Here is a 26006-nt window from a genome sequence, read left to right on the forward strand (position 1 = left end):
GTCAGCACGCAAAGTCTACGCATCAATCTGTCTCCAAAAATCGGGGTTTTGGCGGTAATCCGCGCCAACCAGCGCTTCGCCTTTTTTCATGCCGCCAAGGATCGTGAGGTAGGGGCCGAGCGCGCTCAGGTCGGCATCGATCACCACCGAACCTTGATCATCGCGCACCAGCGCCAGACGGGAGTTGCTGCCGGTGCCGAGCAAAACACTGAGCTCTTTCTCAGAAAGGCCCAGCATGGTGTAATCACTGGCCGAAGCGCGGATGTTGGGAAGCAAAAACTGCGTCGGCACAGCCTCGACAATCGTTTTGCCGGTGCGGGTTTTCTCAAGTTGGCTTGCGTATTGGGTCATCATCACGACGACCGCGTTCTGTTTGCGCGCGGTCACAAGCCAGTTGCTGAGCCGGTCAGCAAAATACGGGTTATCCAGCGCCTTCCAGGCCTCGTCGATGATGATCAACGTCGGCTTGCGATCTTCGATCACGCGTTCCACCCGCCGAAATAGGTAGGACAGGACGGCCATGCGTTCCTTTTCGCTTTCGCTGTCGAGAATGCCGGTCAGATCGAAGCCCACGACATCACCATCGAGCGAGAAGGTATCCTCAGCGCTTTGACCGAAGATCCAGCCATAGCGGCCATCGGCGGTCCATTCCTGGATCCGTTCGAACAGATCCCCTTCATCCGCCCCCGCCACAAAAAGCGAGGCCAGATCCTGCCAATTACGAAGGGCGGCATCACTCGCCCCGGCGTTTTGGCGCACCACTTCTTGGATGCGGTTGATCTGAACCGGACTCAGGGGTTTGTCGGTGCGATGCAGCAGCGTGGCCAGCCAATCGGAGAGCCAGGCTTGACCGCGCCCGTCGATCTCGGTGCGCAGCGGGTTGAGACCGGTTGCTTCACCCGCCTTGATGGCACTGTAGCGCCCGCCATTGGCGCGCACCGCCATTTCCATGCCCGCGCGATAGTCGAAGACAAAGACGCGCGCGTCGCAGCGACGGGCTTGGGTCATGAGGAAGGCCGACAGCACTGACTTGCCTGAGCCAGGACGGCCGAGGATCAAGGCGTGCCCGCCCGTCGGCTCTTTGTCTGGCTGACCCGTCTCATGGTAGTTGAACAGGAAGCCCGAGCGTTCAGGTGTTGGAAACAGGGTGATCGGCTTGCCCCAAGGCACTTTGTGTCCGGGTTTGCCCAGTTGACCGCGATGTAGCGCCGCGAGATCGGCAAAGTTCGTGTTGGTGATGGCGGCCTTGCGGCTGCGCATCTGCCCATTGCCCGGATGCTGCGCGAAATAATGGGTCCGAGTCGCAAAGCTCTCATTCACCAGATTGACCCCTTCACTGGCCGCGATGTTGCGCACCTCGGCGGCAATTGCTTCCAGCTTTTCCTCGGTCTCGGCGAAAACCGTGACTGTCATGTGATGATCGCCAAAGCTGAGCCGTTTGGATTCCAAGTCGTCCAGCGCGTCGACCAGTTCTTCGGCGAGGGAAATCGCGCCGTCATCGCTGGCCTTCATCAGACGCTGTTGGCGCTTGATCCGGCTGGCCATGATGTTGCTGTTGATCGGTGTGAAGGAGTGCGTGACCACCATGTCGACCGGCAGGTTCAGTTCATCGAACATGGTGCAGCAGGTTTTGGCTGGGTAAGTCTTGATCGCAAAGCTGGTGCCAAACCGCTTGCCCGCCGTCCCATCGTCGAGCGTGAAGCTTCGCCCCTGAAACGTGACGCGGGTGTTGGCAACATCCTCGGCAATGATGCCAAAGCGGGATTTTGCGAAGAGGGGTCGCTCTTGGCCGATATTGAGCGCTCCGAGGAACCCGAGTAGCTCGCCGCTTTCAGCGCCGAGCAGGCGCGGGTTCATCTCGGCAAAAGACGACAGCAGAAACCCAACGACCTCTTCGAGCTTGCGCAGCTGCTTGGCTGTCTGGCCTTTCAACTGAGCGATCGAATCTGAGCGCTTCAGGCGCAATCGCGCGCCCAAGGGAGGGCGTTTCAGCACAGTGAGCGTCAGTGTCTTGTCCCGCAGACCCGCCCGCGCCATCGCCTTTTGCCAGCGGGTGTCCAACTCTTGCGCAAACCCTTCTTCGGGCACCTGCGGCAGCGCGGTCTCAATCGCCCTGGAGACCTTGTGCACGTAGAAACTGTACTCTGGCCCAATCTGCGCAATGATCGCCGCGAAGAGCGCGCGGATCTTCTCCAAATGTGCGTCATCGCTGGTCATGCTGTTGACGCCATCAATGCGGATGCACTGGAACAGCGCATTGCCGCGCGTGCGGATCGTCACGTCATTCACGAGACTGACATAGGGCAGCATGCTGGCCATTGGGCGCTCTTTGCGCGCCCAGTCCGGCAGCGTTTCAAGATCATCCGAGGGGTCACGGAGCATAGCTGTCCCCCGAATGGATCTTGCGGTTCGGGGTGGGCGGCGTTTCCTGCAGCGTAGTGACCATAACTTCAAGAAAGGCCGGATCCCAATCCGCCGCTTTCCACAGCGCAGGATAGGCCAGAGCGGCGATGGTGATCACCGGCCAGCTCTGGACCCACAGAAACAGCAACACAAACCCGAAGAGCCAAACCATGGCATACATGATCGGCAAGCCGATGAGCTTTGGCGGCCGGATTAGGCCCAGGAAGAGGCGGGTTTGCGTTGCCATGCCGGATTTACGCGCCCCAGATGGCGGTCACGATGGTCGGCGCAGCTGCGATGCCTGCGATAGCGACCAGTACCCAAAGGGCCTGGCGGAAATCCAGAATGCCGAAGAGCCAGGAGAGAAACACACCGATCAAGGCCAAGGTGCCGATGACAATGCCTAAGGGGCCGGTGATCGTGTCGACGATACCCTGCAAAAGGTTTTGCACCGGCGAGAGGTCGATGCTTTGCGCAAGCGCCGGGTTAGCAATCATCAAGCTGGCCAGAGCCAGCGACAGGATCGTGCGGAATTGTATGTGCATCAGGAGACTCCAGTCAGTCGGTCACGCACGGCCACGACGCGGCGCACATGATTTTGGGTTTCTCGGTAGGGAGGGATGCCGCCATGGCGCGCGACCGCGTCAGGCCCCGCATTATAGGCAGCAAGCGCGAGTTCGGGCGTGCCGAACTGCGCCAACATCATCAGAAGGTAGCGGGCAGAGCCGTCGAGGTTTGCCTGCCAGTCATGCGGATCCACGCCGAGCTGTGCGGCCGTTGCGGGCATCAACTGACCGAGGCCGATCGCGCCTGCGGAGCTGCGCGCGTTTGGGCGATAGGCGCTTTCGATCTCGATATTAGCTTGAAAGAGTGCCTGCCACTCACTCACCGACAGGCCTGCCTGGCGCAACGCCGGGTGCCCGCCATAACGATGCGCGGTACTTTCAAGCGCTGCTAGGATCTCGGGCCGGGGGACTGCGCGGGTGGGTGCAGGAGGGGGAGCTTCAGGTTCCGGCGCTGCGAATACGATCAGCTCTGGTGGGTTTGCGCCAATACCATCGACGTAGCTTTGCGCGAAACCTGATTGCGGTGCTTTGGTCTCCAGCTGACCATCTGCACGCATGGAAAGCACGAAGCCTTCAGAATAGGCGGGGGCAGCAAAGAGTGCTGCGAGGACGGCAAGGGGCTTAGCTCGCGTCGTCCAGTTTGTGCGAGGCGACTTTGCCCTCGAACATGGGGATAGAGATGATCGAAGCACCGAGCCCGGCAAGGAAGCTAGATAAGCCGTTGATTGTCTTGAATTCTCGCGCAGCCATGTTGTTGCGCGCGGTAACGAGCAAGCGGCGCGTCTCGCCGTCTGGCGAGACACAATGCACGGTCCAAACTCCAGACCACTGAGCACCTGTACGTGTGGGCTTAACTCGGCACACGACATCTGCCGAATGTCCTTCGGCGAGCAGTGTGCGCAGCCCTTCTTCGCTGACAACATTGGGGGCGTCTTGCATCAAATTCATAGGATCGAGCCTTGCAGAATTGTGCATTGGCCCGGCAGTCCCTCATGGACTAACGAACCGATACAATATTATAATCTTGCAATCAATAGGTGCAACCTGAGTTGTTGCACCCTTCATGCGTTGAAACAAATTTACTGCAACGGAGTGGCTGAGCCAAGATAATAAGGGGCTTTTGAAACAAACGTGGGCGGCTCTGGCTGTTTTGAGTTGGGAGTCATCCCTCCACCTGTAAACAATTGTACATGATTCAAAATTCTTTTCAGTTTTTTGCTCATAGGCCTGTCGGTACAAATCATCGCTACAAACAAGGCGAATTTTGGCTTGGAGCGTTTCTCCGTCCCTGTTTCGCCGATAACAAGGAGGAAAGAAATGTTCAAGATTTCAACGGGACTCGGGTGCTTATTTGCTGCGGCAATCACCGCCTCGGCGGCCCAGGCAGACGACTGCGGTGAAGTATCACTGATGCAGGCCGATTGGGGGTCGGCGCAAATTGTGACCGCGGTCTCGAAGTTCCTGATGGAGCAAGGCTATGGTTGCGAAGTGACGACGGTTCCGCTCTCGAGCAACCCCGCGCTGGCATCCGTATCCGAGACTGGAGAGCCTGATATTCTGACTGAAATCTGGACAAACGGCGCGCCGGCTTACCAAGGGCTGGTTGACTCAGGTGCAATCATTCCTGTGACCGAAGTTCTATCAGATGGCGGTGTCGAAGGGTTCTTTGTTCCGAACTACCTTGTGGAGGAGCATCCGGAACTGGCAACAATTGAAGGCATCGCAGCCAATCCCGAACTCGTCGGAAATCGCTTTCACAATTGCCCCGAGGGATGGACTTGTCTGAATGTCAGCACCAACCTGATGAAGGCAGGCGGGTTGATTGATGCAGGCATTGAAAACTTCGTGCATGGATCAGGCGAAACCCTTGCGGCTTCGATCGCTGCCGCCTACGAAAACAAAGAGCCGTGGTTCGGCTTTTATTGGGCACCGACATCGGTACTGGGCAAATACCCGATGACCCTGGTCGATATGGGCCCCCATGACCCTGAAAAGCACGCCTGCAACATCACAGCGGAATGCGACACGCCAGCAATGAGCGCCTTCCCTCGCAGTGAAGTGGTTACAGTTCTTTCCAAGGAATTCATGGCTGAAAACGCAGAAATCTCTGAGCTGATGACAAATCTGTCCTTCACCAACGCACAGATGGGCGAAACGCTGGCATGGGTCGAGGACAACAATGCCTCCTACGATGAAGGTGCTGTGCACTTTCTGACGACCTACAAGGATGTCTGGGGGGCGTGGCTTAACGATGCTGCGCGCGACAAACTTTCCGCATTGCTGCAGTAAACTGCACGGACAGGGGCATCCTCAGCGATGCCCCTAACGCACTGAAGTAGATCGGAAAGTGGGATAAATGGCCTTCTATGACAAGTTATTCAGCGCATTGGGTTTGAGCGAATGGTGTGGCACGTCAGACGATAAAGCGCCTCTTTCGCTGGCGGACCTTGCGGCGCAAGCAGGAGGAGAAGAGGCCTCTGGACCGCTCATGCCAATTCCCTCGTTTGATAATCTGCATGAAAGCTGCAACCGCATATGGCAGTCGCGCGATGTAACCAACGGGATCGAAGAAGGGTTTCTGGCAGCCAAACCGGTCCTGAAAACTGTTCTGGACCCGATCACACAACCACTGAGCTGGATGTTGGATGGCGCACTTTGGCTGTTTGAAGCGATGCCGTGGTTCATCATGGTCCCGCTTCTGGTGGCGATTTCCTGGTACGCCTCGCGTTCGCGCCCTGTGACGATCTTTGTCGCCGTCTCGATTATGCTGCTGGCTGTCGTAGACCACTACGATGTGGCGATGCAGACTCTGTCGATCATCTTTGTATGTACGACGATATCGGTGCTGTTCGGTGTGCCCATTGGCATTGCCATGTCGAAATCCGACCGATTGCAAAAAAGCGTGGTTCCGTTACTCGACCTGCTGCAGACCCTGCCGACCTTCGTGTACCTGATCCCTCTAATCTTCTTGTTCTCGGTCACGGAATCGAAACTTTATGGGATCGCGATCATCCTTTACGCGATTGTCCCGGTGATCCGCCTGACCGATCTGGGCATCCGCCTTGTAGATCAGGACGTGATCGAAGCGGCCAATGCCTTTGGCATGAATGACCGCCAGAAACTGATGCGAGTACAATTGCCGCTGGCGCTGCCGAACATCATGGCCGGGATCAACCAGACCATCATGATGAGCCTTGCCATGGTCGTGATCGCCTCTCTTGTTTCGGCCCCTGGCCTTGGCGTGAACGTGTTGCGCGGTATCCGAAACCTTGAACTGGGTGTGGGCATCGTCGCTGGCATCGGCATTGTTCTGCTGGCCGTGATCCTTGACCGCGTGTCCAAGGCAGCTCTCACACGGGTCGATAAGACCCAAGTCAAACATTAAGGAGCCGGTTCAATGACACAACCAATGGTCCGCCTGTCCGGGCTCTATAAAATATTTGGCGCCCGCGACAAGGACGTGTTGCAGCATGTCAAAGGAGGCATGGGCAAGGAAGAATTGCTGGCGCAGCACGGGCACGTGTTGGGGCTCAACAATATCAACGTCGATATGCAGGCGGGGGAAATCACAGTGGTCATGGGCCTGTCCGGCTCTGGGAAATCTACTCTGATCCGCCACCTGAACCGGTTGATCGAACCCACTGCGGGCGAGATCATCGTGCAGGGTGAGGACGTGATGCAACTGTCCGAGGACGGGTTGCGCCATGCTCGACAGGAAAAGATGTCGATGGTGTTCCAGAAGTTCGCGTTATTGCCGCACAAGACCGTGCTGAAGAATGCAGGCATGCCCTTGTCGGTGCGTGGCGAAGACGAGGCCACCTGCGACCGCGAAGCCGCGAAATGGCTGGATCGCGTCGGTCTGAGCGGGTTCGAGAACCATTATCCGGCGCAGCTGTCTGGTGGGATGCAACAGCGTGTGGGCATTGCTCGGGCACTGAGTGCAAACACACCGATCATGCTGATGGACGAGGCTTTCTCGGCACTTGACCCGCTGATCCGGACCGACATGCAGGACCTGCTGCTCGAGCTGCAAAAAGAGCTGCACAAGACCATCATCTTCATCACGCATGACCTTGATGAGGCGCTGAAGCTGGCCGATCACCTTGTGATCTTGAAGGATGGTTTTGTTGTACAACAGGGCGAGCCGCAGCATATTCTGTTGAACCCTAACGATCCCTACATCGAAGACTTCGTGAGCGACATCAACCGCGCACGGGTTCTGCGGGTGCGCTCGGTTATGACCCCACTTGGGGATGACAAAGTGCCCGCGGATGCCCATGGCGAAGTGGACGTGAACGACACGCTCGAAAGCATGATCGCGCGGTCCGGCGGGGATACGTCACACGCCTATGTTGTCAAGGATGGGGAGCAGACGGTCGGCACACTGGACATGACCGAACTGGTTCGCGCTCTCGTCCCTCGTGTTGCCTCCGAAGCAGGTGCGCGTCAGTCCTGACGCGCGCTGACGGCAGAGCTGTAATTCAACAGATCAGGCCCGGAAGAACCGCATGGCTGGGTCGGCCTCGATCTGTTCGAACAGCCAGTCGATAAATGTATCGAGCTTGGGGTTGGGTGCACGCTCTTTTTGCGTCGCCAGATACCAGCGGCCTGGCTCTGGCACCGAAATGTCGAACGGTCTGACCAAGCGCCCCCTTTCAAGATCACGCGTGCAAAACGGTGCCCTTGAGATGCTCATTCCGTTGTTGTTCAAAACGGCTTCGCGGACAAGCGGGTAATTGTCGAAAACAGAGCCAAATTTCATCGTTTCGCGATCTAAGCCCGCCGCATCCAACCAGCAGTCCCAGTCATCCGGCTCATTCCATGTGTTTGGGACACTCAGCAACAGGTAATTTTTTAGCTCTTCCAGCGGCATTCCACCGCTTGCGGTTTTCAAGGCCTCCGGAGCACATACTGGGTAGATATCGGTTTCGAACAACGGGCTATAGTCAAACCGTTTGTCAAATGGTGGTGCATTGAACACGCCCACATCGAACCGGTGCATGTCATAATCACCGTCTTCAAAGGTAGAGACTATGCGCACGCGTGTGTCTGGATTATCCTGAAGAAAGTCTGCCAATCTGGGCTGTAACCACATTGTATTGAAACTTGCGTAGGACTGAACGAGCAACACGTCCGGTTCCTCAGGTGTCTGGATGCGCCGAGTGGCTTTGATGATTCCCTGAATGTGTTCGCGTACTGGTGGGTAATACTGCTCGCCAGCCGGTGTTAGCTCGACCGAACGGCTTGTGCGTTCCAGTAGTTTAACGCCGATTGTTGTTTCTAATGCTTTGACCTGGTGGCTGACTGCCGCATGGGTCACACAAATCTCGTCAGCGGCCTTTCGGAAACTCTTGTGACGCGCCACCGCCTCAAAAGCGCGCAGTGAAACCAGCGTGGGCATGTGAGTGGTCATTGCTGCATCTCCTCGATGAAATCAATTCTGCTTACCCTCAAGCAGAGTTATCCGACGACGGGCGCGAATATAGCAGGGTATAGATACTCTTTTTCATAACCTTTCAGGGGGTAGCACGCAATTCGCGGTGCGATGTGATCGGTTAGAATTTCTTGATGAAAGGAAATTCCTTTCAATTCTTCAACTGGACGAGAAATGCCAGATTAGCAGGTGAAGAAGCTCAAGGATTCCACCTTCATGCCACCATTGTCACCTTCGTCTAATGCATATGGCTATCCGTTGCTGATCAAGCACTTGTTAACCAGATCGAACATTGCGTCCGCCTGCCAAGAGATCGTCAGCGGCACCGAAATGCGGCTGAGCTACGCGGACTTGGGCAAACGCGTGCGCCAACTTGCCAATTCTTTAAAGGTCAGCGGGATACGTGAGTGCATGCGCGTCGGCGTCATGGATTGGGACACACACCGCTATCTTGAATGTTTTTTTGCGGTCCCGATGATGGGCGCGACCCTTTTCACGATCAACGTCCGTCTATCTCCTGCCCAGGTTCTTTATACTATCAACCATGGGCAGCCGGACCTGATTATCGTGCACCGCGATTTCATGCCGCTCATTGATGATATCAAATCGGGCTTCAATCGAGACATCATCATCGTGTCGATTGGAGACGGAGAAGGGTATGAAGAGTGGATAAGCGAGGCCCCAGGCTGCTTTGACTTCCCGGACTTCGATGAAAACCAAACGGCAACCCTGTTTTATACGACCGGGACCACCGGCAATCCCAAGGGGGTGAGCTATTCACACCGGCAGTTGGTCCTTCACACATTGGGACTGATCGCAGGTTTCGGCGCGTGGCCCGGGAATGCCGGATTTCATCGCGGCGACGTCTACATGCCGCTGACGCCCTTGTTTCACGTCCACGGCTGGGGATTTCCATATGCCGCAACGATGCTGGGGCTGCGTCAGGTCTATCCCGGTCGATATGACCCTGACACCATCTTGCGATTGATTGCAGACGAAAACGTCACCTTTTCCCACTGCGTGCCCACGGTTCTGTCAATGGTGCTCGACCATCCGGGCTGCCCACAAATTGACCTGGACAGATGGAAAGTGATCATTGGCGGGGCCTCTTTGCCGCGCAATTTGCAGGACCGGGCGGCGGCGGCAGGCATATCCTTGCATGCGGCCTATGGGATGTCCGAGACCTGTCCGTTTCTGACGGTGGCCGATTTGTCCAGCAATGACCCCGAGATGCAGGCGCAAACCGGCTTTCCCGGCCCGCTTGTCGACCTTCGTGTTGTGACACCGGATATGCAGGACGTTCCACATGACGGCGAAACAACCGGCGAAGTTGTTGCTCGGGCTCCCTGGTTGACACAAGGCTATCTGGATAATGCGCAAGCCTCGGATGAGCTTTGGGACGGTGGGTATCTGCATACCGGGGATGTTGGGTATATCCGCGAGAATGGATCGTTGCAGATTACTGACCGCCTCAAGGATGTGATCAAGACCGGCGGCGAATGGATATCTTCACTGGCACTGGAAAACATAGCATCGTCTTGCAGCGGCGTTGAGGACGTCGCAGCAATCGGGCTGCCGCACGCGAAATGGGGCGAAAGGCCAGTGTTGGTCGCTCAAGCCGCAAAGGATGCCGACCCGGATCTTGTGCGCTTGAGAGTCATTGAAGCAATCCAGTCGCGTGTCGGTGCAGGCGAGATCTCAAAATGGGCAGTTCCAGACGAGATAGTCTTTGTCGACCGCCTACCTAAAACCAGCGTCGGCAAGCTCGACAAGAAACTCGTGCGGAAAGATATTTCAACGCGCTCGGACTTTAAATCATGACAGACAAGCAACGCCGTATTCAGGCGCTTATCGGGTCCATTGTCACCTATCTGCAGGCTCACAGAGCTGCCACGCGCGGCGTTGACCTGACGTTGGACAAGCTGGCAGCCATGGACCTGAAGGGTGAGAGGCTCATTGATTTACCTCCCCAAGGAACCCGGCACGATGAGGTTCTGAAGAACGCCATCGCCGGGATTGTCGCCCCCGAATTGCAGGAAATCGCAGGTTGTCTGAAAGCGGCCAAGGATGATCTGATCTGGCGCGAAGACAACGCCCAATTCTATCCCCCTGGTGCCGAATTGGGCGAGGGATACACAAAGTGTAACCTACATACTCTGCTGATTGGGCCAGACGCATGTGGACATCACCATCCCGATTTCAACCTTGGCATTTTCATGCTGGGTCCAAGGACGCTGTATCGCGACCACAACCACGACGCGCCAGAGCTGTACCTGAACCTGTCCGAGAAATCTGGTTGGCGGTTTGGCACCCGTGACTGGCAGGATTATCCGGCTGGATCACTTATCTGGAACGCGGCGGGCGATCCCCACGCCACCCGGGTCTATGACCAGCCATTCATCTCCGTCTTTGTCTGGCTCGAGAACGTGAATTCACCCTGCAACGTAATCCACTTCGACGATTGGGCAGAGATCGAACAAGATCTTGCCAAACAGTCCAATTGAGGTTTCCAAACATGATTTCCATTAAACACACCGAGGGTGTCGCTCTCATTGAGCTGAATGCCCCGCCAGTGAACGCTCTTGGCCTGAAGATGCGGCAGGCGCTTTCCTCGGCCATCCACGAGTTGGACGCCGATGAACAGGTCAAAGCTATCGTTCTATGCTCGGCTCTGCCGCTCTTCTGCGGCGGCGCTGACATCGTCGAGTTCCGTACCGGGGCAGTTTGGGACAAGCCGGACCTGCCAGACCTGTGTGTAATGATTGAAACCAGCAAAAAACCCATTATCGCCGCGATCGCAGGTCCCGCTATGGGTGGTGCGCTGGAGATCGCGCTTGCCTGTGATTACCGTGTCGCCACGCCGGATGCCGTGATGGGCCTACCTGAGATCAAACTGGGGCTGCTGCCTGGTGCCGGTGGCACCCAACGACTACCCCGGATTGCCGGTCTGGAAGCGGCAACGCAAGTGATCCTCTCGGGTGATCCCGTGAAAGGCGAATATGCCCTGTCTTGTGGGCTGGTCGACGCACTATTTGAGAACGACCAGGATTTTCGCGCGCATGTTTTGGGTTTCGCCACCCGTGTCAGCCATGAGGGCGATCCGAAACGCAGTTGCGCGGATATGACCGTCACACACCCTGATCCGAAGGGATATCTGACGGGTTTCCGAGACCAGATAGCGCACACGTCCAAAAACCTTGTCGCCCCTGAACGATGTTTGGTGTCCATCGAGGCCGCGTGCGAAATGCCGCTGGCCGAGGGGTTGGCACAAGAGAAGGCAGGTTTCGCCGAACTGCTAGACACACCTCAATCGCGCGCCGGGCGGCATCTGTTCTTTGCAGAACGTGAATGCACCAAGGTTCCGGGCGCTACCCGTGCGGACCGACCACGTGACATTGCATCGGTCGCCGTGATCGGCGCGGGAACAATGGGGCGCGGCATTGCTATCGCCTTTCTGCAGGCGGGGTATCCGGTCACGCTTCTTGAAACTACGCAAGGCGCGCTCGAACAGGGGCTGGAAAAGGTCCGAGAGCATTTCCAGCGTGCGGCTCAAAAAGGGCGGCTCAGTGCCGATCGGGCAGAGGCAATCTCCGCCAACGCCACCGGGACGCTCAGCTATGCAGGCCTTGCGAAGGCTGACCTGATCATTGAAGCGGCGTTTGAAAGCATGAATGTCAAACGCCAGATTTTCGAAGCGTTAGACCTACACGCCAAACCTGGCGCAATACTGGCTTCAAACACATCGACGTTGGATCTTGATGAAATAGCCACGGTCACGTCCCGCCCGGAGGATGTGATTGGTCTCCATTTCTTTAGCCCGGCGAACGTCATGCGCTTGCTAGAGGTGGTGCGGGGCGCCAAGACCGCTCCCGATGTCATTGCAACGGCAATCACGGTCGCAAAGAAGATCCGAAAGCTCCCTGTCACGGTTGGCGTGTGCTACGGCTTTGTTGGAAACCGGATGCTGGAACCATACTTCCGCGAAGGATCCCGTCTGCTTCTAGAGGGGGCGACGCCGAAACAGGTGGATGACGTCCTTGAAGGCTTCGGCATGGCCATGGGTATTCATGCGATGGCAGATCTGGCCGGAGTCGATGTGGGCGCACGCGTGCGTCAGGAACGGCGTAGTGAAATCGCGCATGACCCGACATACCAGGCTGTGCAGGACAGGTTGTTTGAACTAGGCCGACTGGGTCAGAAAACCGGGCGAGGAAGCTATGTCTACGAGGGGCGGACACGGGTCGAAGACCCAGAGATGGTTCAAATCAGTTCCGAGCTGGCGGACCTGCATGGCGTGAAGCGCAGGGACATCGACGATCAGGAAATCCTTGAGCGTTGTCTGTTCCCCCTGATCAACGAGGGCTTCTTGATCCTTGAAGAGGGAATTGCAACGCGCCCGGGTGATTGCGACCTGATCTGGGTCAATGGCTATGGCTTCCCAAACTGGCGCGGCGGCCCAATGCACTATGCTGGCGAGATTGGATTAAGTCAGATTATGGAACGCATGACCCACTATCGGCAGTCGCTAGGTGCCTATGGTGAGATGTGGTTCACGCCTGCGCCTTTGCTGGAACAACTTGCAACCTCGGGCGTGACACTTGACGCACATTTTGATGCCAAAAAGGAAAAATCATGAGAGAAGCCGTTATCGTCTCAACCGCACGAACCCCCATTGGGGTTGCCTTCAAAGGTGCGCTGAACAACATCAAGTCCCCTACCATGATGGGGCACGCCATGCAGCACGCGGTTGAACGTGCAGGCGTGGACCCCGGTTTGATCGAAGATGTTGTCATCGGATCGGTCCTGACTGCGGGAACAGCAGGCATGAATGTCGCTCGTTTGTCGGCGCTGGCTGCGGGCTTTCCCAATACGGTGGCAGGACAGACGATCGACAGGCAATGCTCCTCCGGGTTGATGGCCATTGCGACGGCTGCAAAGCAGATCATCGTGGATGGTCAGAACGTTGCCGTGGCTGGCGGGCAGGAGAATATTTCCGCCCTGCAGAATGCCTATCTGAAATGGGCGGGCGATGAGAAAGATCCAAACGTTATCGCCCAATCTGAGCATGCCTACATGCCGATGCTGATGACGGCGGAAAATGTGGCGCGGACCTATGGGATCAGCCGCGACGTCCAGGATGAATACGCCGCACTTTCGCAAGGTCGGACCGCCCGGGCTCAGGCGGCTGGCGCGTTTGAAGATGAGATCGTCCCGATCACTGCGATTAAGCGGGTCAAGAACCGCGAAACCGGAGAGGAAACCGTGGAAGAGGTGACCTTGTCAAAAGACGAGGGCAACCGGCCGGGTACGACGGCCGAAACACTCGGGGCATTGAACCCGGTTGTCGAAGGAGGACTGATCACTGCCGGAAACGCAAGCCAGCTTTCTGACGGGGCCTCGGCTTGTGTGCTCATGGAAGGCAAAATGGCTGAGCAACAGGGTCTCACACCGCTGGGTATTTATCGCGGCATGACTGTTGCAGGAAACGCACCGGAAGAGATGGGGGTCGGCCCGATCTTTGCAATTCCAAAGCTGCTGAAGAATGCAGGTCTTCGCATCGAAGACATCGGCCTTTGGGAGCTTAACGAAGCCTTTGCCTGCCAGGTTCTGTATTGCCGTGACCATCTTGGGATCGATCCCGAAATCTACAACGTGAACGGCGGTGCAATATCGATTGGCCACCCCTACGGCATGACAGGTGCGAGACAAGTCGGGCATGCTCTAATTGAGGGGAGGCGTCGTGGCGTGAAATACGTGGTGACCTCCATGTGTGTCGGCGGAGGCATGGGCGCCGCAGCACTGTTCGAAGTCGCCTGACCCCACTGAAATTAGTTCAAGCAGAGCGTTATCTGGTTGAGACATTGACATTCTGTCATCTGCGAAGGCCGCCATCTGCAAGCCTGCGTTTCATGTCGACCGGAATTGGTGATACTTCCTGAGGCGTTATGACCAATGTCGCGCCAACGATCCTTTCCACGGTTTCCAGCCAGTTTGTCGATGACTGGCTGGCGGCGCTGCGTGCCCTGTGCCCAGAGGCGCAGATGGCTTCGCTGCTGAGCCGGTCCGGTCTGAACGCGGATACGCGCTCGCCGAATGGTCGCGTTACGCTGGATCAGATCGTTTGCCTCTATCAACTTGCTGCAGTTGAGACCGGCGATGAGATGATGGGGCTTTGGAGCAGGCCCGTGCGACCGCGTGCCCTGCAACACCTTCTGACGACAGTGCGCGAAGCCACATCCTTGCCATCTGCACTTTACCGGTTTTCGACCTTCTGGAATTTGCTGCTGGATGACTATCAGTTTGATCTGGATGACACTGACAGCGCCCTCACACTGAGCCTGAACCCGCAAACAGATGCACCTGTACAACGGTTTGGCCACATGCTGATCCTCAAACTTGCCCACGGGCTCATGTCTTGGCTGGCAGGGCATGAGGTTCCGGTTAAAGCCGTTGATTTCGCGTTTGATCGCCCGGACTTTAATCAGGATTACGCGATTATCTTTCCCGCACCCTTTCAGTTTGGCCAACCCGCCACTGCGATCTCCTTCTCCCCGAACGCTCTGGGCCCTGTGCAAGCGCGTAGCACATCTGATCTTGACCGGTTTTTGCAAAACGCGCCCCGGGACTGGATTTTCACCTCTTCGCGCGAGCACACCCAATCGCTGCGGGTGCGCACTTATCTGGGCCAAACGGGATGGGACGCGGCGACCCTGACCCAGACAGCATCCGCAATGCACATGACCCCGCGCACCCTGATCCGCAGGTTACAAGCGGATGGGACCTCGTTTCAGGCGATCAAGGATGCCCTGCGGCGCGACATCGCGATCCGCGACCTGCAGGCGGGACGCAAAAGCGTCGAGGCCATCGCACATGATGTCGGCTTTTCTTCAGCTGCCAATTTTCACCGGGCCTTTCAACGCTGGACCGGCAGCACCCCCAGTTCGTATCGCAGGACGAATATCTGAGACGCACTTTTTGTCACTTTTGGACAATACCCTGTCACCACGCGAGATAGAGCGAAGAAGTTTCTCCTGCTAAATCTTGCGCAATACATGGCGTTCTCACCTGGTTCTCCTCTAGAAGCTTGACCCGCTGCCTGCTCAGCAGGTTCTGAAGTGTGGCGTCATGTGAAAATAGCCGCTCACAAAAGGACCGACCAATGTCAGACAAACTCGCCACCATACTCCAAGCCGCACGCGACCACGCCGAGCAGGTCATCCTGCCCAATGTGGACGCCTGGAACGCCGCGAAGACATGGCCCCGTGATGCGTCGGACAAAGCCGGGGCCGCTGGCCTGACGGGGCTCTACGCCCCCGAAGAGTTTGGCGGCCAAGGCTTGCCCCTTTCAGAAGGCATTCAGGTCTACGAACAACTGGGACTGGGCGATGGTGCCTATGCCTTTGCCCTGTCGATGCATAACATCTGCACCTTCGCGGGCTGCGGTTATGGCACAGATGCCTTCAAGGAAAAATGGGCACGGGATCTGACCTCTGGCCGCAAGCTGGCGAACTTTGCACTGACCGAACCGCAATCGGGGTCGGACGCAACAAACATGTATTCGCGGGCTGTGATCAATGATGACGGCACTTGGACGATCAGCGGTGCGAAGGCATGGGTCAGCTTGGCGACCGAGGCTGATATCTATTTCACCGTGGTCAAAACCAGTGACGCACCCGGCCACAAAGACATGGCGATGATCGCTATTCCCGCTGATGCTCCGGGCCTGAGCTTCGGCCCGATGTATGACACGCCATCCTACAACTTCCTGCCTATGTCCGAGATGTACATGGACAAGGTCGTGGTCAGTGAAGACAACATCATCCTGCCAATCGGTCAGGGTCTGCAAGGTTCGCTCATGGCGATCGACATCGCCCGCGTCTCAATCGCATCGGGTTGCTGTGGATTGATGCAGTCGGCCCTGGATACGGCGCTGTCCTATTCCAAGAACCGCAAGATGTTTGGTGGCAAGAATCTCGATCTGGACGGGATCCAGTGGATGCTGGGCGAGGTTGCAACCGATCTTGAAGCCTCGAAACTGCTGTACCGCAAGGCGGCAGAGGTCCTTGGCACGCCCGAAGGCCCACTGATGGCCGCCCATGCCAAACGGTTTGTGCCAGATGCCGCAGTGAAGGCTGCAAATACTTGTACGCAAGTGCTGGGCGGCATGGGGCTGTTGCAGCCTTATGGTTTGGACCGTTTGTCCCGTCTTGCACAAATGCTGCGGATCGTGGACGGGACGACGGAAATCAGCCGCGTGGTCATCGGGCGGGCCCTGCAAAAACGTGCGGTGACCTTGCCTGATCTACCAGTACCGAAAGGATTCGGTGAAACCGGCTGAACATCCCAGCTCCCGGAGAGGTGGAGCCGACCTGAAAATCTCCTCAGAAATAGGTAAAATCGAAATACCGGCCGCACATTTGCGGCCGGTCACTCGAGATTGCAGACCTTGGTGCAAACGCAGCGAATTCACCCTTTGTCCCACCGCTCATTTCTTGCCTGAAGAAATCTCGCTGCGCCTGGCGCGAATGGCAGCTCTTCTTGCTGCATTGTCGTACTATAGATGATGCGTGCGGCAAAATATGTGCTGCGAACGCGCAGCGAGAAAATCAAACTCACAGAATGGGCTCATTCCGGCCCTTAGCCCCGATTTGCACCAAGGTCCGGTACTTCATGTCGCTCTGGGCAGATTGTCGATCGAAGCAGGCCGTCTTCGTGCAACGCGGCCTGCGTGTCGCCGTTATCCCACTGATACAGCAGACCGATTTCTTCGCCAGTCTTGATACACGTAATGCGACCGATGGCTTCGGCCGTCGTGCGAACACTCTCAAGTTCGGGCAAAACTAGCCCCTCTCGTTAAACAGTTCCTTGGGAGCGATGTCGAGAGCATGGGCAATCCGCTCCAGAACATCGATCGATGCTGAGAATTTCGCGAGTTCGATCTCGCTGATGTAGCTACGATCCAGGTCGGCAGCTAATGCTAATTGTTCTTGGCTCAACCCTCTGGAATTTCTTAGATTCCGGATATTTAACCCTACTTGTTCCCGTAATTTCATGGCCTGTATTCGGCCAGATCACAAGAACCGCTCTACGGAATATATTCCACAAAACGCGCGCGAACATCATAAACCCTATGCTCGCATATGGTGTGAAGGTTGAGGTTGGAGCTAGTGTATCAATAATGAAGTAATGTAATCAAAAGGTATTTATTGATATGCGGTGCAAACTTATCAGGAATTGGACTGCCGGAGTTGCTTTGGCTTTGCTTTCAACCGTGGCTCCACAAGCGGCAAAAGCCTATCAGGTTGACTGCGCCATTCTGCTTTGCCTGGCTGGTGGGTGGCCCGCGTCAGCAGAATGTGCCCATGCCCGCGCCGTGTTTATCCGTCGGATCACGCCCTGGCCGATTGAGCCGCCGTTGCAAATCTGGCGCTGCCCGATGGGTGTTTCTGAGCGCGCGCCGTTGCAAAGTATTGGTCCTAAAGTCTGGGAGGCCAGCAACCAAAATGGTCAAATGCTCGGCCACATCATTCTGGCACAGGTGGTCGAAGACGGTGCCGATATCGACATCAGTGGTCTGGAATTCGATTTTGTGCGCTCGATCCGTGTTTGGGATGTTCGGCACTACAGCCATCGCGAACGTGGCCGCGACGATGATTGTTCTGAGAGTTATAACATGCGCCTCGGGACCTACGGCACACAAGGCGAATTTGGCTGGCAACGCACGACACCAGCGGCCGCCCCGCAATGGGTTCTGCCGTCACGGCGCTGTTCGTCGTCAAGCTGGCGTCGCGGGGTCGGTGTCGAATGGGAAGATCACGCAGGCAACCGCGGATATGAGTGGGTGGCCTATTAGGGCTATTCCCCGATATCTTTCATGCGTTCCGCGATATCACCCGCAATGCGTTCATAGAGAGCGGCTTGCTTGTCTCTGGAGGAGCCTGGCTTCGGGTTTCTTCGGCGGATGCGTTTGGCGAGCCAGAAGAGCAGCCGCGCGGCGGGGTCTTCCAGTTTTTCCGGCACTGGGGCCGGATAGTTTTCTTCGAGTAGGGCAACGACCTCAGCATTCATACTGCGGTGGTTGGCCTCGGCTGCGAGGCGTATACGATCGCGCAGGCCGTCCGGCAGCCGCACGATGAACTTGTCCTGATTTTGAGCACCTTGTTCTGACATGGTGGCACTGTGCCATAAAATTCGATTGACGCAATAGTGGCTAAGTGCCACTAACAGGTTGTGGTTTCAACCTGGAGGCGTTTCATGAACAGTCGTAAACCAATGCAGCTTCGGCTTCCGCAAGAGCTCAAAGAGTGGATCAAGGCGGAGTCCGATCGCAACGGCAACTCCCAGAATTCTGAAGTGATCCGCGCCATTCGCGCGGCAAAGGACAGGCGCTCTACACCTGGAGCAATTGGAAATATCATTATGGATCAGGTCGATAATGCGCGTTGTTAACCCAGTGAGAGAGGTGTTGGTACTATGACCAAAGCAAGTGCACAGACGAAAGCGAAACAAGCGGCCTCGGCCTTTATCCGCGAGGCGCGGGAGGCAGGTTGGCAACGCGCGAAGTTCGAGATCAAACCCGATGGCAGCGTCATCGTTGACGCCAACATGGTGGCGGCCGAGGCAGTAGACGACTTCCTCAATAGTGATTTGAGAATGGGCGAATGACCCGCAAGAGCCTGCCAAAATACGTCTACAATGACAGAGGATACCTTCGGTTCATCCGGCGGTCGCGTGGTATCTCCGTCATGATGCACGAGGAAGCGGGCACGCCGGAATTTTGGGATCACTACAATCGACTGCTGAAGGGAAAGCCAGCGCCTGCGCCGGTGAGGCGCAATTTTGAAGCGCTGATTCTTAGCTACTACGAGAGTGACGCCTACAAGAAGCTGAAGCCCCGGACGAGATCCGACTATCGGCGGTACATCAGCCACATTCGTGAGATCTGGGCCGAGAAAGACCCGGCCAGGATCGAAACCCATCACATTTACGAACTGCACCGCGCCAATGCGGATCATTGGAGGCAAGCCAACTATCTCGTTCAGGTCATGGTCGTCTTGATGAACCACGCGCGATTGATTGGCTTTATCAAGAAAGAGCATGGCAACCCGGCGAAGGGCATCCCGCTCTTTAAGCAGCAGAGCGACGGCTGGGAGCCTTGGCCAGACGATGTTCGTGCCGAGTTCGAAGCGCTGGCTTCAAAGAGGGCGCGGCTGGTTTACGAGCTTTGCGTTGGTACAGGCCAACGCATTGGCGATGTCGTGAAGATGAAGTGGGAGCACTTTTCCGATGAAGGTTTCGATTTTACGCAGGGTAAAACCGACAAGCCGTTGTGGATCCCGCTTACCGACCGACTGAAAACCCATCTCGAAGGCATCGCGCGAACAGACGGCACTGTTGTGACCGACGCGAAGGGTCGACCAGTGAGCTACCGTATCGTTGCCGAGGAAATGCGTACCATCAAAAGGAAGATGAAGCACGAGAAGGCGAGCTACTACAAAACGCACGGGCTAAGGAAAAACGCGACGATCGAGCTGTATCTGGCAGGATGTGATGACGAGATGGTCAAGGCTGTCACAGGTCACTCAGGCGTTGAGATGCTGAAAAAGTACGGTGGGCCGATCCGGCAAAGAGAGCTCGCGAAGCGCGCTCAAGAGGCAAGAAACCAAATGGAACGAAGCAAGACCGAAACGTGAAAGTTTCAACGATTGTTTCAAAAATGGCAGTGAAGGAGAGTTAAGATGACGCAAGTCATTGATTTTATTGGAGGCGAGTACCGGAATCGAACCGGTGTACACGGATTTGCAATCCGCTGCGTCACCACTCCGCCAACTCGCCTGCGCATGGTGCGAAACGGGGCTTAGCTGATCTGTCGCACCGCTGCAAGTGTCCGTTGCTGTGATTTCGTGCTGCGGGCCGTTGCCGGGACCGAAGGGATGTGGCAAAACCCCTCTCATCAGGCTGAACATGCGAGAACCAGAATGACAGATTTTGCCGCCCGCCGCCGGATGATGGTCGACACCCAGGTGCGCCCGTCGGATGTGACCAAATTTCCGATCATCGATGCCATGCTGAGCGTGCCGCGCGAAAAATTTGTTCCTGATGCGCAGCTAGAAGCTGCTTATGCTGGCGACAACATCAATCTTGGGGACGGGCGGGTTGTTCTGGAACCGCGCACCCTGGCCAAGATGCTGGATGCGCTGGATGTGAACAATGATGAGCTCGTGCTCGATATCGGCTGCGCTTACGGGTATTCCTCGGTCGTTGTGGCGCGCATGGCACAGGCGGTTGTCGCCGTCGAAGAAAACGAGGCCATGGCGGATGAAGCACAGTCGCTTTTGTCCGAAACCGGTGCGGACAATGTCATCGTGCATACCGGCCCCCTGGCCGAAGGCGCGGCAGAGCATGGGCCATACGATGTGATCCTCATTCAGGGTGGTGTCGGCGAATTACCGCAGGCAATCAAAAGCCAGTTGAAAGATGGCGGCCGGATCGGTTGTGTGTTCATGGACGGTGCGCTGGGCACGGTTCGCGTCGGGTACAAGAGCGGCGATGTTGTATCCTGGCGGTTTGAATTCAACGCCGGTGCGCCTGTTTTGCCGGGTTTTGAAAAACAGGTTGCTTTCGCACTTTGATCCGGGTGGTTTTCAACCGGCCTAATTTTTCTGCCGCTGGTCACCGGATTACCCCGGATCGGAGCGCGGCATGCAGGAGGCAGGAATGCGCAGGGCAGTGACAGCGAAATTCTTCAGATCGGCGGCGCTGGCCGCCGCGGTGTCCTTTGCGGCGCTCGCTCCTCAGGCGGGCAAGGCCGAAAATCTGGCCGATGCGCTTGTCGGGGCATATAACACCAGCGGCCTTTTGGAACAGAACCGGGCGCTGTTGCGTGCCGCTGACGAGGACGTGGCCATTGCCGTGGCCAGATTGCGCCCGGTGCTGGATTTCATCCTTTCAGCGCGTCACGTCTTTCGCGAATCCGGAAACGCATATTTCGACAATGCAACGACAAATACCAACCCGCTGACCGCCCAGTTGATCGCCGAATGGCTGTTTTATGACGGTGGAGCGCGGGGCTTTGGTGTCGAGGCAAGCAAGGAAACGGTTCTGGCCACGCGACAATCGCTGGTGTCTATTGAACAGACCATTCTGTTTCGCGCCGTCAGCGCCTATCTGCAGGTGATCCTGCAGTCGGAAAACGTGACGCTGCGGCTCAATAACCTTCGGGTGCTGAACGAAGAACTGCGTGCGGCGCAGGATCGTTTCGATGTGGGCGAAGTGACGCGAACAGACGTGGCGCTGGCCCAGTCGCGCGTCGCGGCCGCGCGCAGTGAATTGGCCACCGCCCGGGGCGAGGTGGTCAAGGCGCAGGCCGAATATGCAAACGCTGTTGGCCGTAAACCCGGCACCCTTGCCGGTCAGCCCAAAATGCCCAAGCCGCCGGCCAGCATCGATGCGGCCGTGGCTGTCGCTGTTCGTTCGCACCCCGACATTCTGGCGGCACAGCATCAGGTATCGGCTGCTGAACTGACTATTCAGCAAAGGCGTCATGAAATGGGACCGACGGCTTCGCTACGGGCCGAGGTCGGGGCCACCGAAGATTTTGGTGCGAGCACCAGGAGCGGGGATGCAACCCTGTCGCTCAATTTGTCGAAACGTCTCTATCAGGGCGGGGCGCGGCCTGCGCAGGTGCGGCTGGCAACGGCCCGACGGGACAGCGCGCGCGCGAATCTCCTGACCGTTCAGCGTAACGTGATCCAGGACGTCAACGATGCCTATGTGCGCCTTCAGGTGGCGCAGGCCAGCCTGACGGCCACTGCCGAGCGGATACGCGCCGCACAGGTTGCGTTTGACGGCATTCGCGAAGAGGCGACATTGGGCGCGCGGACCACGTTGGACGTTCTGTCGGCAGAACAGGAATTGCTGAACGCCTTGACGGCCCAAATCTCGGCGCGTTCGGAGCAATCGCTTTCGGCCTATTTGTTGTTGCAGGCCCAAGGGTTGCTGACGGCCGAACGGCTTGGTCTGGACGTTCAAATCTATGATCCGGCGTTGTATTACAACCTGTCAAAAAGCGCCCCGGCCAATCGCAGCAAGCAGTCCAGAGAACTCGACCGTGTCCTCAAGGCACTGGGTAAGAAGTGAAAATTTTTCCTATCGGTTGTGAGAATCTCTGACATTCGCTAGTCTCGTTATCGAGGCAAGAGTGGTAGAATTTGATGTCAGATCCGGTAACGAATGTCGAAATTGAGGATGTATTGTCTTCAATCCGTAGACTTGTGACAGAAGAAAAGCGCGTGGTTCCGAATGCCGACGCCAAGGCCAGCCCCGAGCCGGTCAAAACGCGGCTTGTGCTGACACCTGCCTTGCGGGTGGCAGAGCAGGGGACGTCCGGGGATCGGGACTCCGAGTCCTCGGCCGCGAATACCAATAGCCCTGAGCCACAAGAACCGTTTCCTCTTGGGCCCGAATTCAGCCAGCAGATCGCAGATCTGGAACCGGCCCCCCAGATTGAGGCCAGCCAGGAACCGGAAGCCAGCGATCCGGACAGCCCAACGGACGCGGACAGTGATGATGCGCCCGGTGATCCGGTAATCCATGCGGAGGCCCCCTGGACCAATCCCGAGGTGACCCTGCATGAGGCCGCGACCGCGCTGTCAGGGGAGGATGACGAGGAAGACGAGGAAGAGGTCAGCCTGGACCCCGTTGACGTCAAAGCAGACGAGACAGGGCAGAACCCGACCGACGTTGCGGCCCCCGAGGCCGAACCGTCCGAAAATTCCGACGACGACTACATGGCACGGGAAACACTGATGTTCCGCCACACGGATCGGTATGATGTGCTGAAACTTTCCGAACCGATTGTTGATACGGCGACTGACACGCCGACAGACGCGGGAGTTGATCAGGACGAAGAGGATCAGACATCCATTGCGGCCGATGCTCCCTCCGACGACGGGGACATCGCCCAGACGCACACCGAATATGACGATGCTGTCGAACATGCGGATGACGATACGCCCGAGATGACCGCAGCCGCGGACGAAACCGAAGAGCCGGAACACTCCACACCCCCGCGGTCAGAGCCGCTGGCGCTGCATTTTGGCCCTGTCCCGGGCGTCAAGCCGATCACGCCGCCGCTGGATGACTCCGCGCTCAGGGCCACGCAGGCCGCAACCCTCAGTGCCAAGATCGAAGCATTGGAGGCCGCGATCGCGCAGACACCGGGACCGTGGGAGCCGGATGATACCGGCGCCGATGACTATGCCGGCACCGATGTCGAGACAATCGAATGGCAGGATGCGGACTCGAGTGAGCCGCAGACCAGCCCCGAGACTGCGGAGCCAGAGGCGGAAGACACCACCGACGCGCTGACGCTGGACGACAGCCTTATGGATGAAGAAACACTGCGTGAACTGGTGGCCGACATCGTGCGCCAGGAATTGCAGGGCGCATTGGGCGAACGGATCACCCGAAATGTACGCAAACTAGTGCGGCGTGAAATTCACCGTGCCCTGTCGACCCAGGAACTCGACTAAACTGCGATTGGCTTGGGCGTTGCGGACAGCGCCCAAAGTCGGTCCAGATCCAGATAACGCTCGACATGATCGGCCAACGCATCCAGCGTCTGTTCAACCTCGCTCTCATACTGCGTGGTTGACCGGTGCCCCAACCGGGCCAGGAAAGCGCGCCGGAAAGCGTCGGACCCGAACAGACCGTGCATATAGCACCCCGTGACCTGACCGTTGGGCGATGCGGCCCCCTCCGGGCGCCCGTCAACGGACAGCCATGCGCGCGCGCAATCCGGCCCGTCCGTCTGCCCCATGTGGATTTCATACCCCGTCACCGGTTCTCCGCCGGGCAGCGCGATGGCCTCTCGCAGGTGCAGTTTCTTGCGTCCGGCCATGACCGTGTCGATCTCAAGTAGGCCCAACCCCTTGGCCTGTCCGGGCACCCCATCAACGCCATCCGGGTCAGCGATGCTGCGGCCCAGCATTTGATAGCCGCCGCAGATGCCCATCACATGACCGCCGCGCCGCACATGTGCCTGCAGGTCGACGTCCCACCCCTGGGCACGAAAAAACGCCAGGTCGCCAAGGGTGGTCTTGCTGCCGGGGATCAGCACCAGGTCGGCATCGCCGGGCAGGGGGCGCCCCTGTGAAATGATCTCGACCGTCACCTCGGGTTCCGAGGCGAGCGGATCCAGATCATCGAAATTCGCCATGCGCGGAAGTTGTGGCACGACGATCTTGCAGGCCCCGCCGGGGCGCGATGAAATATCCATCATGTCCTCGGCCGGAAGGCGCCAGGCATCCGAAAACCAAGGCACCACCCCCAGCGAAGGCCATCCGGTGTGCTCGGCAATTGCATCGCGCCCGGCATCAAACAGGCTCAGGTCGCCGCGAAACCGGTTGACGGCAAACCCGACGATCTGAGCGGCGTCTTCGGGGTCGAGAACGGATTGGGTGCCAACAATCTGAGCGATCACGCCGCCCCGGTCGATATCCCCGACCAGAACCACGGGCACGCCCGCCGCACGGGCAAAGCCCATGTTGGCAATGTCTCCGGCGCGCAGATTGATTTCGGCGGGGCTCCCGGCGCCTTCGATCAGGACCAGATCGGCGCATTCGCCCAGCCGGGCGAAACTTTCCAGAACGCGGGGCAACAGGCCGGTCTTGTCACGCTGATAGGCGCGCGCCTCGCTGTGGCCAAGGCGCTGACCCTGGACGACCACCTGGGCTCCGGTCTCGCTTTCGGGTTTCAGCAGGACGGGGTTCATGTCCGTGTGCGGGGCCAATCGGGCGGCCCGGGCCTGTAGGGCCTGTGCGCGGCCAATTTCGCCGCCATCTTCGGTCACGGCGGCATTGTTGGACATGTTCTGCGGCTTGAACGGCGCCACGCGCAGCCCACGGCGCACAAAGGCACGCGCCAACCCGGCCACCAGTAGCGATTTCCCGACATTGCTGCCGGTCCCCTGAATCATGATTGCGCGCGTCATGTCCCAACTCCTTTACGGTGCAGATGAACCGATTCGATCCTCGGGCGAAAGGTGGGAATGTATGCGGGGCGTCAAGCGCCGCCCGAAACGAAAAAAGGCGCGCCTGGCAGGCGCGCCCTTTTGACAAACTGAATCTGGTTCAGGCTGCTTCTGCTTCTGCTTGCTGCGCCGCATTCCGGCGCTCACTTTCTTCGCGCGACAGCGCAACCGAGGTCCGCACACCGCGGCCCACGAAATCCATCAGGCCGGTCACAACCCGCTCGTTCGGGTCGATGCCCGCACAGGAGAGAACCTCGCGCCCATCGCGCGAGCGTGCCCAGCGAGCAATCTGCTCGGGACCGTTGCCATATTTCTTGTCATCGGCGATGGCATCATCCAGCGCGGCCAGTACGACAGCCGCAAAAAGTTTACGTGCACGATTGCCTTGCTCGTTGTTAAAGGCAGTGCCGTCAACGAAATCTTTCATCTCGTTTCCCTTGTTTTTTTTGCTCTTGTAGTTTTCGGCGTGAAGCCTCTTATGACGGATTGGAACCGATTCGGATACACTTAAAACGCATGACACCCATGCATCCAGCGCATGGGTCCGACGATGCTCAACGCGATATATCGT

Annotated in this window: 26 protein-coding genes and 1 tRNA gene; 16 read left to right on the forward strand and 11 right to left on the reverse strand. The window is 57.5% G+C overall.

Annotation, left to right across the window (positions count from 1 at the left end; genetic code table 11):
• Nucleotides 1–15: 15 nt before the first annotated feature.
• The 5 genes from ACXYMO_RS11015 to ACXYMO_RS11035 form a co-directional block, all read right to left on the reverse strand.
• Nucleotides 16–2382, reverse strand: a complete 2367-nt coding sequence (locus tag ACXYMO_RS11015; RefSeq protein WP_458878742.1) for a VirB4 family type IV secretion/conjugal transfer ATPase — start codon at nt 2380–2382, stop codon at nt 16–18.
• On the reverse strand, nt 2372–2650 hold the full coding sequence (locus tag ACXYMO_RS11020; RefSeq protein WP_458878743.1) for a VirB3 family type IV secretion system protein: 279 nt from the start codon (nt 2648–2650) through the stop codon (nt 2372–2374). Before ACXYMO_RS11020 ends, ACXYMO_RS11015 begins: the two co-directional genes overlap by 11 nt.
• Before the next feature lie 7 nt (nt 2651–2657).
• Complete coding sequence (locus tag ACXYMO_RS11025; RefSeq protein WP_114885057.1) at nt 2658–2948, reverse strand: TrbC/VirB2 family type IV secretion system protein; 291 nt, start codon at nt 2946–2948, stop codon at nt 2658–2660.
• Nucleotides 2948–3526: a lytic transglycosylase domain-containing protein gene (locus ACXYMO_RS11030; RefSeq protein WP_458878744.1), complete on the reverse strand. Its 579-nt coding sequence runs from the start codon at nt 3524–3526 to the stop codon at nt 2948–2950. The genes ACXYMO_RS11025 and ACXYMO_RS11030 overlap by 1 nt, the downstream gene beginning before the upstream one ends.
• Nucleotides 3527–3590: 64 nt before the next feature.
• Entirely contained in the window at nt 3591–3944 is a 354-nt protein-coding gene (locus ACXYMO_RS11035) for a hypothetical protein (RefSeq protein ID WP_254658543.1), read from the reverse strand.
• Nucleotides 3945–4286: 342 nt separating this feature from the next.
• Here ACXYMO_RS11035 and ACXYMO_RS11040 point away from each other — a divergent pair, with 342 nt between their 5' ends.
• The 3 genes from ACXYMO_RS11040 (at nt 4287) to ACXYMO_RS11050 (ending at nt 7425) form a co-directional block, all read left to right on the forward strand.
• Complete coding sequence (locus tag ACXYMO_RS11040) at nt 4287–5258, forward strand: ABC transporter substrate-binding protein (RefSeq protein ID WP_102859944.1); 972 nt, start codon at nt 4287–4289, stop codon at nt 5256–5258.
• 67 nt (nt 5259–5325) lie between these two features.
• On the forward strand, nt 5326–6354 hold the full coding sequence (locus tag ACXYMO_RS11045; RefSeq protein WP_073256169.1) for an ABC transporter permease: 1029 nt from the start codon (nt 5326–5328) through the stop codon (nt 6352–6354).
• A 12-nt stretch (nt 6355–6366) separates the two neighbouring features.
• Nucleotides 6367–7425, forward strand: a complete 1059-nt coding sequence (locus ACXYMO_RS11050) for a quaternary amine ABC transporter ATP-binding protein (protein WP_073256172.1) — start codon at nt 6367–6369, stop codon at nt 7423–7425.
• Between the two features lie 33 nt (nt 7426–7458).
• Here ACXYMO_RS11050 and ACXYMO_RS11055 read toward each other — a convergent pair whose 3' ends face one another.
• Nucleotides 7459–8382, reverse strand: a complete 924-nt coding sequence (locus tag ACXYMO_RS11055) for a LysR substrate-binding domain-containing protein (RefSeq protein WP_102859942.1) — start codon at nt 8380–8382, stop codon at nt 7459–7461.
• A 210-nt stretch (nt 8383–8592) separates the two neighbouring features.
• Between ACXYMO_RS11055 and ACXYMO_RS11060 the strand changes: the two genes are divergently transcribed.
• The 6 genes from ACXYMO_RS11060 to ACXYMO_RS11085 all read left to right on the forward strand — a co-directional run bounded on the left by ACXYMO_RS11060 (nt 8593) and on the right by ACXYMO_RS11085 (nt 16741).
• Nucleotides 8593–10224: a fatty acid--CoA ligase gene (locus ACXYMO_RS11060; protein ID WP_458878745.1), complete on the forward strand. Its 1632-nt coding sequence runs from the start codon at nt 8593–8595 to the stop codon at nt 10222–10224.
• Nucleotides 10221–10907, forward strand: a complete 687-nt coding sequence (locus ACXYMO_RS11065; protein WP_014880570.1) for a dimethylsulfonioproprionate lyase family protein — start codon at nt 10221–10223, stop codon at nt 10905–10907. Before ACXYMO_RS11060 ends, ACXYMO_RS11065 begins: the two co-directional genes overlap by 4 nt.
• Nucleotides 10908–10918: 11 nt before the next feature.
• A complete protein-coding gene (locus tag ACXYMO_RS11070; protein WP_353298825.1) occupies nt 10919–13039 on the forward strand; it encodes a 3-hydroxyacyl-CoA dehydrogenase NAD-binding domain-containing protein in 2121 nt (706 codons plus the stop codon).
• Nucleotides 13036–14220: an acetyl-CoA C-acyltransferase gene (locus ACXYMO_RS11075; RefSeq protein WP_458878746.1), complete on the forward strand. Its 1185-nt coding sequence runs from the start codon at nt 13036–13038 to the stop codon at nt 14218–14220. The genes ACXYMO_RS11070 and ACXYMO_RS11075 overlap by 4 nt, the downstream gene beginning before the upstream one ends.
• A 128-nt stretch (nt 14221–14348) precedes the next feature.
• A complete protein-coding gene (locus tag ACXYMO_RS11080; RefSeq protein WP_458878747.1) occupies nt 14349–15368 on the forward strand; it encodes an AraC family transcriptional regulator in 1020 nt (339 codons plus the stop codon).
• 194 nt (nt 15369–15562) lie between these two features.
• Nucleotides 15563–16741: an acyl-CoA dehydrogenase family protein gene (locus ACXYMO_RS11085; RefSeq protein WP_014880566.1), complete on the forward strand. Its 1179-nt coding sequence runs from the start codon at nt 15563–15565 to the stop codon at nt 16739–16741.
• A 502-nt stretch (nt 16742–17243) separates the two neighbouring features.
• Here ACXYMO_RS11085 and ACXYMO_RS11090 read toward each other — a convergent pair.
• Nucleotides 17244–17456 carry a helix-turn-helix domain-containing protein gene (locus ACXYMO_RS11090; protein WP_040103945.1) on the reverse strand — a complete coding sequence of 71 codons (213 nt, stop codon included), beginning with the start codon at nt 17454–17456 and terminating at the stop codon, nt 17244–17246.
• Nucleotides 17457–17614: 158 nt separating this feature from the next.
• Here ACXYMO_RS11090 and ACXYMO_RS11095 point away from each other — a divergent pair, with 158 nt between their 5' ends.
• Nucleotides 17615–18256 (forward strand): hypothetical protein, encoded by a 642-nt coding sequence (locus ACXYMO_RS11095; protein ID WP_458878748.1) that lies wholly within the window; start codon nt 17615–17617, stop codon nt 18254–18256.
• A gap of 2 nt (nt 18257–18258) precedes the next feature.
• On the opposite strand, the gene ACXYMO_RS11100 is transcribed toward ACXYMO_RS11095, so the two are convergent.
• Nucleotides 18259–18624: an Arc family DNA-binding protein gene (locus tag ACXYMO_RS11100; protein WP_458878749.1), complete on the reverse strand. Its 366-nt coding sequence runs from the start codon at nt 18622–18624 to the stop codon at nt 18259–18261.
• A gap of 33 nt (nt 18625–18657) precedes the next feature.
• Here ACXYMO_RS11100 and ACXYMO_RS11105 point away from each other — a divergent pair, with 33 nt between their 5' ends.
• The 3 genes from ACXYMO_RS11105 to ACXYMO_RS11115 are packed head-to-tail and all read left to right on the forward strand — an operon-like array spanning nt 18658 to nt 20096.
• Nucleotides 18658–18852 (forward strand): Arc family DNA-binding protein, encoded by a 195-nt coding sequence (locus ACXYMO_RS11105; RefSeq protein WP_014880563.1) that lies wholly within the window; start codon nt 18658–18660, stop codon nt 18850–18852.
• Between the two features lie 24 nt (nt 18853–18876).
• Nucleotides 18877–19068, forward strand: coding sequence for a hypothetical protein (locus ACXYMO_RS11110; RefSeq protein WP_014880562.1), 192 nt, complete (start codon nt 18877–18879; stop codon nt 19066–19068).
• On the forward strand, nt 19065–20096 hold the full coding sequence (locus ACXYMO_RS11115) for a site-specific integrase (protein ID WP_054002495.1): 1032 nt from the start codon (nt 19065–19067) through the stop codon (nt 20094–20096). Before ACXYMO_RS11110 ends, ACXYMO_RS11115 begins: the two co-directional genes overlap by 4 nt.
• 68 nt (nt 20097–20164) lie before the next feature.
• Here ACXYMO_RS11115 and ACXYMO_RS11120 read toward each other — a convergent pair.
• A tRNA-Cys gene (locus ACXYMO_RS11120) sits at nt 20165–20238 on the reverse strand.
• A 143-nt stretch (nt 20239–20381) separates the two neighbouring features.
• Here ACXYMO_RS11120 and ACXYMO_RS11125 point away from each other — a divergent pair.
• From ACXYMO_RS11125 to ACXYMO_RS11135, 3 genes are all read left to right on the forward strand, one after another.
• Nucleotides 20382–21035 carry a protein-L-isoaspartate O-methyltransferase family protein gene (locus ACXYMO_RS11125; RefSeq protein ID WP_458878750.1) on the forward strand — a complete coding sequence of 218 codons (654 nt, stop codon included), beginning with the start codon at nt 20382–20384 and terminating at the stop codon, nt 21033–21035.
• Nucleotides 21036–21120: 85 nt separating this feature from the next.
• On the forward strand, nt 21121–22542 hold the full coding sequence (locus tag ACXYMO_RS11130) for a TolC family outer membrane protein (protein WP_458878751.1): 1422 nt from the start codon (nt 21121–21123) through the stop codon (nt 22540–22542).
• A 134-nt stretch (nt 22543–22676) separates the two neighbouring features.
• Nucleotides 22677–23936 (forward strand): hypothetical protein, encoded by a 1260-nt coding sequence (locus ACXYMO_RS11135; protein WP_458878752.1) that lies wholly within the window; start codon nt 22677–22679, stop codon nt 23934–23936.
• Here the strand turns inward: ACXYMO_RS11135 and ACXYMO_RS11140 are convergent.
• On the reverse strand, nt 23933–25396 hold the full coding sequence (locus ACXYMO_RS11140; protein WP_458878753.1) for a cobyric acid synthase: 1464 nt from the start codon (nt 25394–25396) through the stop codon (nt 23933–23935). The genes ACXYMO_RS11135 and ACXYMO_RS11140 overlap by 4 nt on opposite strands.
• A gap of 139 nt (nt 25397–25535) precedes the next feature.
• Nucleotides 25536–25862 carry a DUF6280 family protein gene (locus ACXYMO_RS11145; protein WP_458878754.1) on the reverse strand — a complete coding sequence of 109 codons (327 nt, stop codon included), beginning with the start codon at nt 25860–25862 and terminating at the stop codon, nt 25536–25538.
• Nucleotides 25863–26006 lie beyond the last annotated feature (144 nt).

This window comes from Arenibacterium sp. CAU 1754, from assembly GCF_054482635.1.

What these genes read in the sequence shown, in the direction of transcription:
- ACXYMO_RS11125 (WP_458878750.1), top strand. Translation starts at nt 20,382, where the DNA reads ATGACAGATTTTGCCGCCCGCCGCCGGATGATGGTCGACACCCAGGTG.
- ACXYMO_RS11075 (WP_458878746.1), top strand. Translation starts at nt 13,036, where the DNA reads ATGAGAGAAGCCGTTATCGTCTCAACCGCACGAACCCCCATTGGGGTT.
- ACXYMO_RS11115 (WP_054002495.1), top strand. Translation starts at nt 19,065, where the DNA reads ATGACCCGCAAGAGCCTGCCAAAATACGTCTACAATGACAGAGGATAC.
- ACXYMO_RS11040 (WP_102859944.1), top strand. Translation starts at nt 4,287, where the DNA reads ATGTTCAAGATTTCAACGGGACTCGGGTGCTTATTTGCTGCGGCAATC.
- ACXYMO_RS11095 (WP_458878748.1), top strand. Translation starts at nt 17,615, where the DNA reads ATGCGGTGCAAACTTATCAGGAATTGGACTGCCGGAGTTGCTTTGGCT.
- ACXYMO_RS11030 (WP_458878744.1), bottom strand. Translation starts at nt 3,526, where the DNA reads ATGCGTGCAGATGGTCAGCTGGAGACCAAAGCACCGCAATCAGGTTTC.
- ACXYMO_RS11140 (WP_458878753.1), bottom strand. Translation starts at nt 25,396, where the DNA reads ATGACGCGCGCAATCATGATTCAGGGGACCGGCAGCAATGTCGGGAAA.
- ACXYMO_RS11025 (WP_114885057.1), bottom strand. Translation starts at nt 2,948, where the DNA reads ATGCACATACAATTCCGCACGATCCTGTCGCTGGCTCTGGCCAGCTTG.
- ACXYMO_RS11145 (WP_458878754.1), bottom strand. Translation starts at nt 25,862, where the DNA reads ATGAAAGATTTCGTTGACGGCACTGCCTTTAACAACGAGCAAGGCAAT.
- ACXYMO_RS11105 (WP_014880563.1), top strand. Translation starts at nt 18,658, where the DNA reads ATGAACAGTCGTAAACCAATGCAGCTTCGGCTTCCGCAAGAGCTCAAA.
- ACXYMO_RS11085 (WP_014880566.1), top strand. Translation starts at nt 15,563, where the DNA reads ATGTCAGACAAACTCGCCACCATACTCCAAGCCGCACGCGACCACGCC.
- ACXYMO_RS11130 (WP_458878751.1), top strand. Translation starts at nt 21,121, where the DNA reads ATGCGCAGGGCAGTGACAGCGAAATTCTTCAGATCGGCGGCGCTGGCC.
- ACXYMO_RS11080 (WP_458878747.1), top strand. Translation starts at nt 14,349, where the DNA reads ATGACCAATGTCGCGCCAACGATCCTTTCCACGGTTTCCAGCCAGTTT.
- ACXYMO_RS11110 (WP_014880562.1), top strand. Translation starts at nt 18,877, where the DNA reads ATGACCAAAGCAAGTGCACAGACGAAAGCGAAACAAGCGGCCTCGGCC.
- ACXYMO_RS11020 (WP_458878743.1), bottom strand. Translation starts at nt 2,650, where the DNA reads ATGGCAACGCAAACCCGCCTCTTCCTGGGCCTAATCCGGCCGCCAAAG.
- ACXYMO_RS11050 (WP_073256172.1), top strand. Translation starts at nt 6,367, where the DNA reads ATGACACAACCAATGGTCCGCCTGTCCGGGCTCTATAAAATATTTGGC.
- ACXYMO_RS11035 (WP_254658543.1), bottom strand. Translation starts at nt 3,944, where the DNA reads ATGCACAATTCTGCAAGGCTCGATCCTATGAATTTGATGCAAGACGCC.
- ACXYMO_RS11070 (WP_353298825.1), top strand. Translation starts at nt 10,919, where the DNA reads ATGATTTCCATTAAACACACCGAGGGTGTCGCTCTCATTGAGCTGAAT.
- ACXYMO_RS11015 (WP_458878742.1), bottom strand. Translation starts at nt 2,382, where the DNA reads ATGCTCCGTGACCCCTCGGATGATCTTGAAACGCTGCCGGACTGGGCG.
- ACXYMO_RS11055 (WP_102859942.1), bottom strand. Translation starts at nt 8,382, where the DNA reads ATGACCACTCACATGCCCACGCTGGTTTCACTGCGCGCTTTTGAGGCG.
- ACXYMO_RS11090 (WP_040103945.1), bottom strand. Translation starts at nt 17,456, where the DNA reads ATGAAATTACGGGAACAAGTAGGGTTAAATATCCGGAATCTAAGAAAT.
- ACXYMO_RS11045 (WP_073256169.1), top strand. Translation starts at nt 5,326, where the DNA reads ATGGCCTTCTATGACAAGTTATTCAGCGCATTGGGTTTGAGCGAATGG.
- ACXYMO_RS11065 (WP_014880570.1), top strand. Translation starts at nt 10,221, where the DNA reads ATGACAGACAAGCAACGCCGTATTCAGGCGCTTATCGGGTCCATTGTC.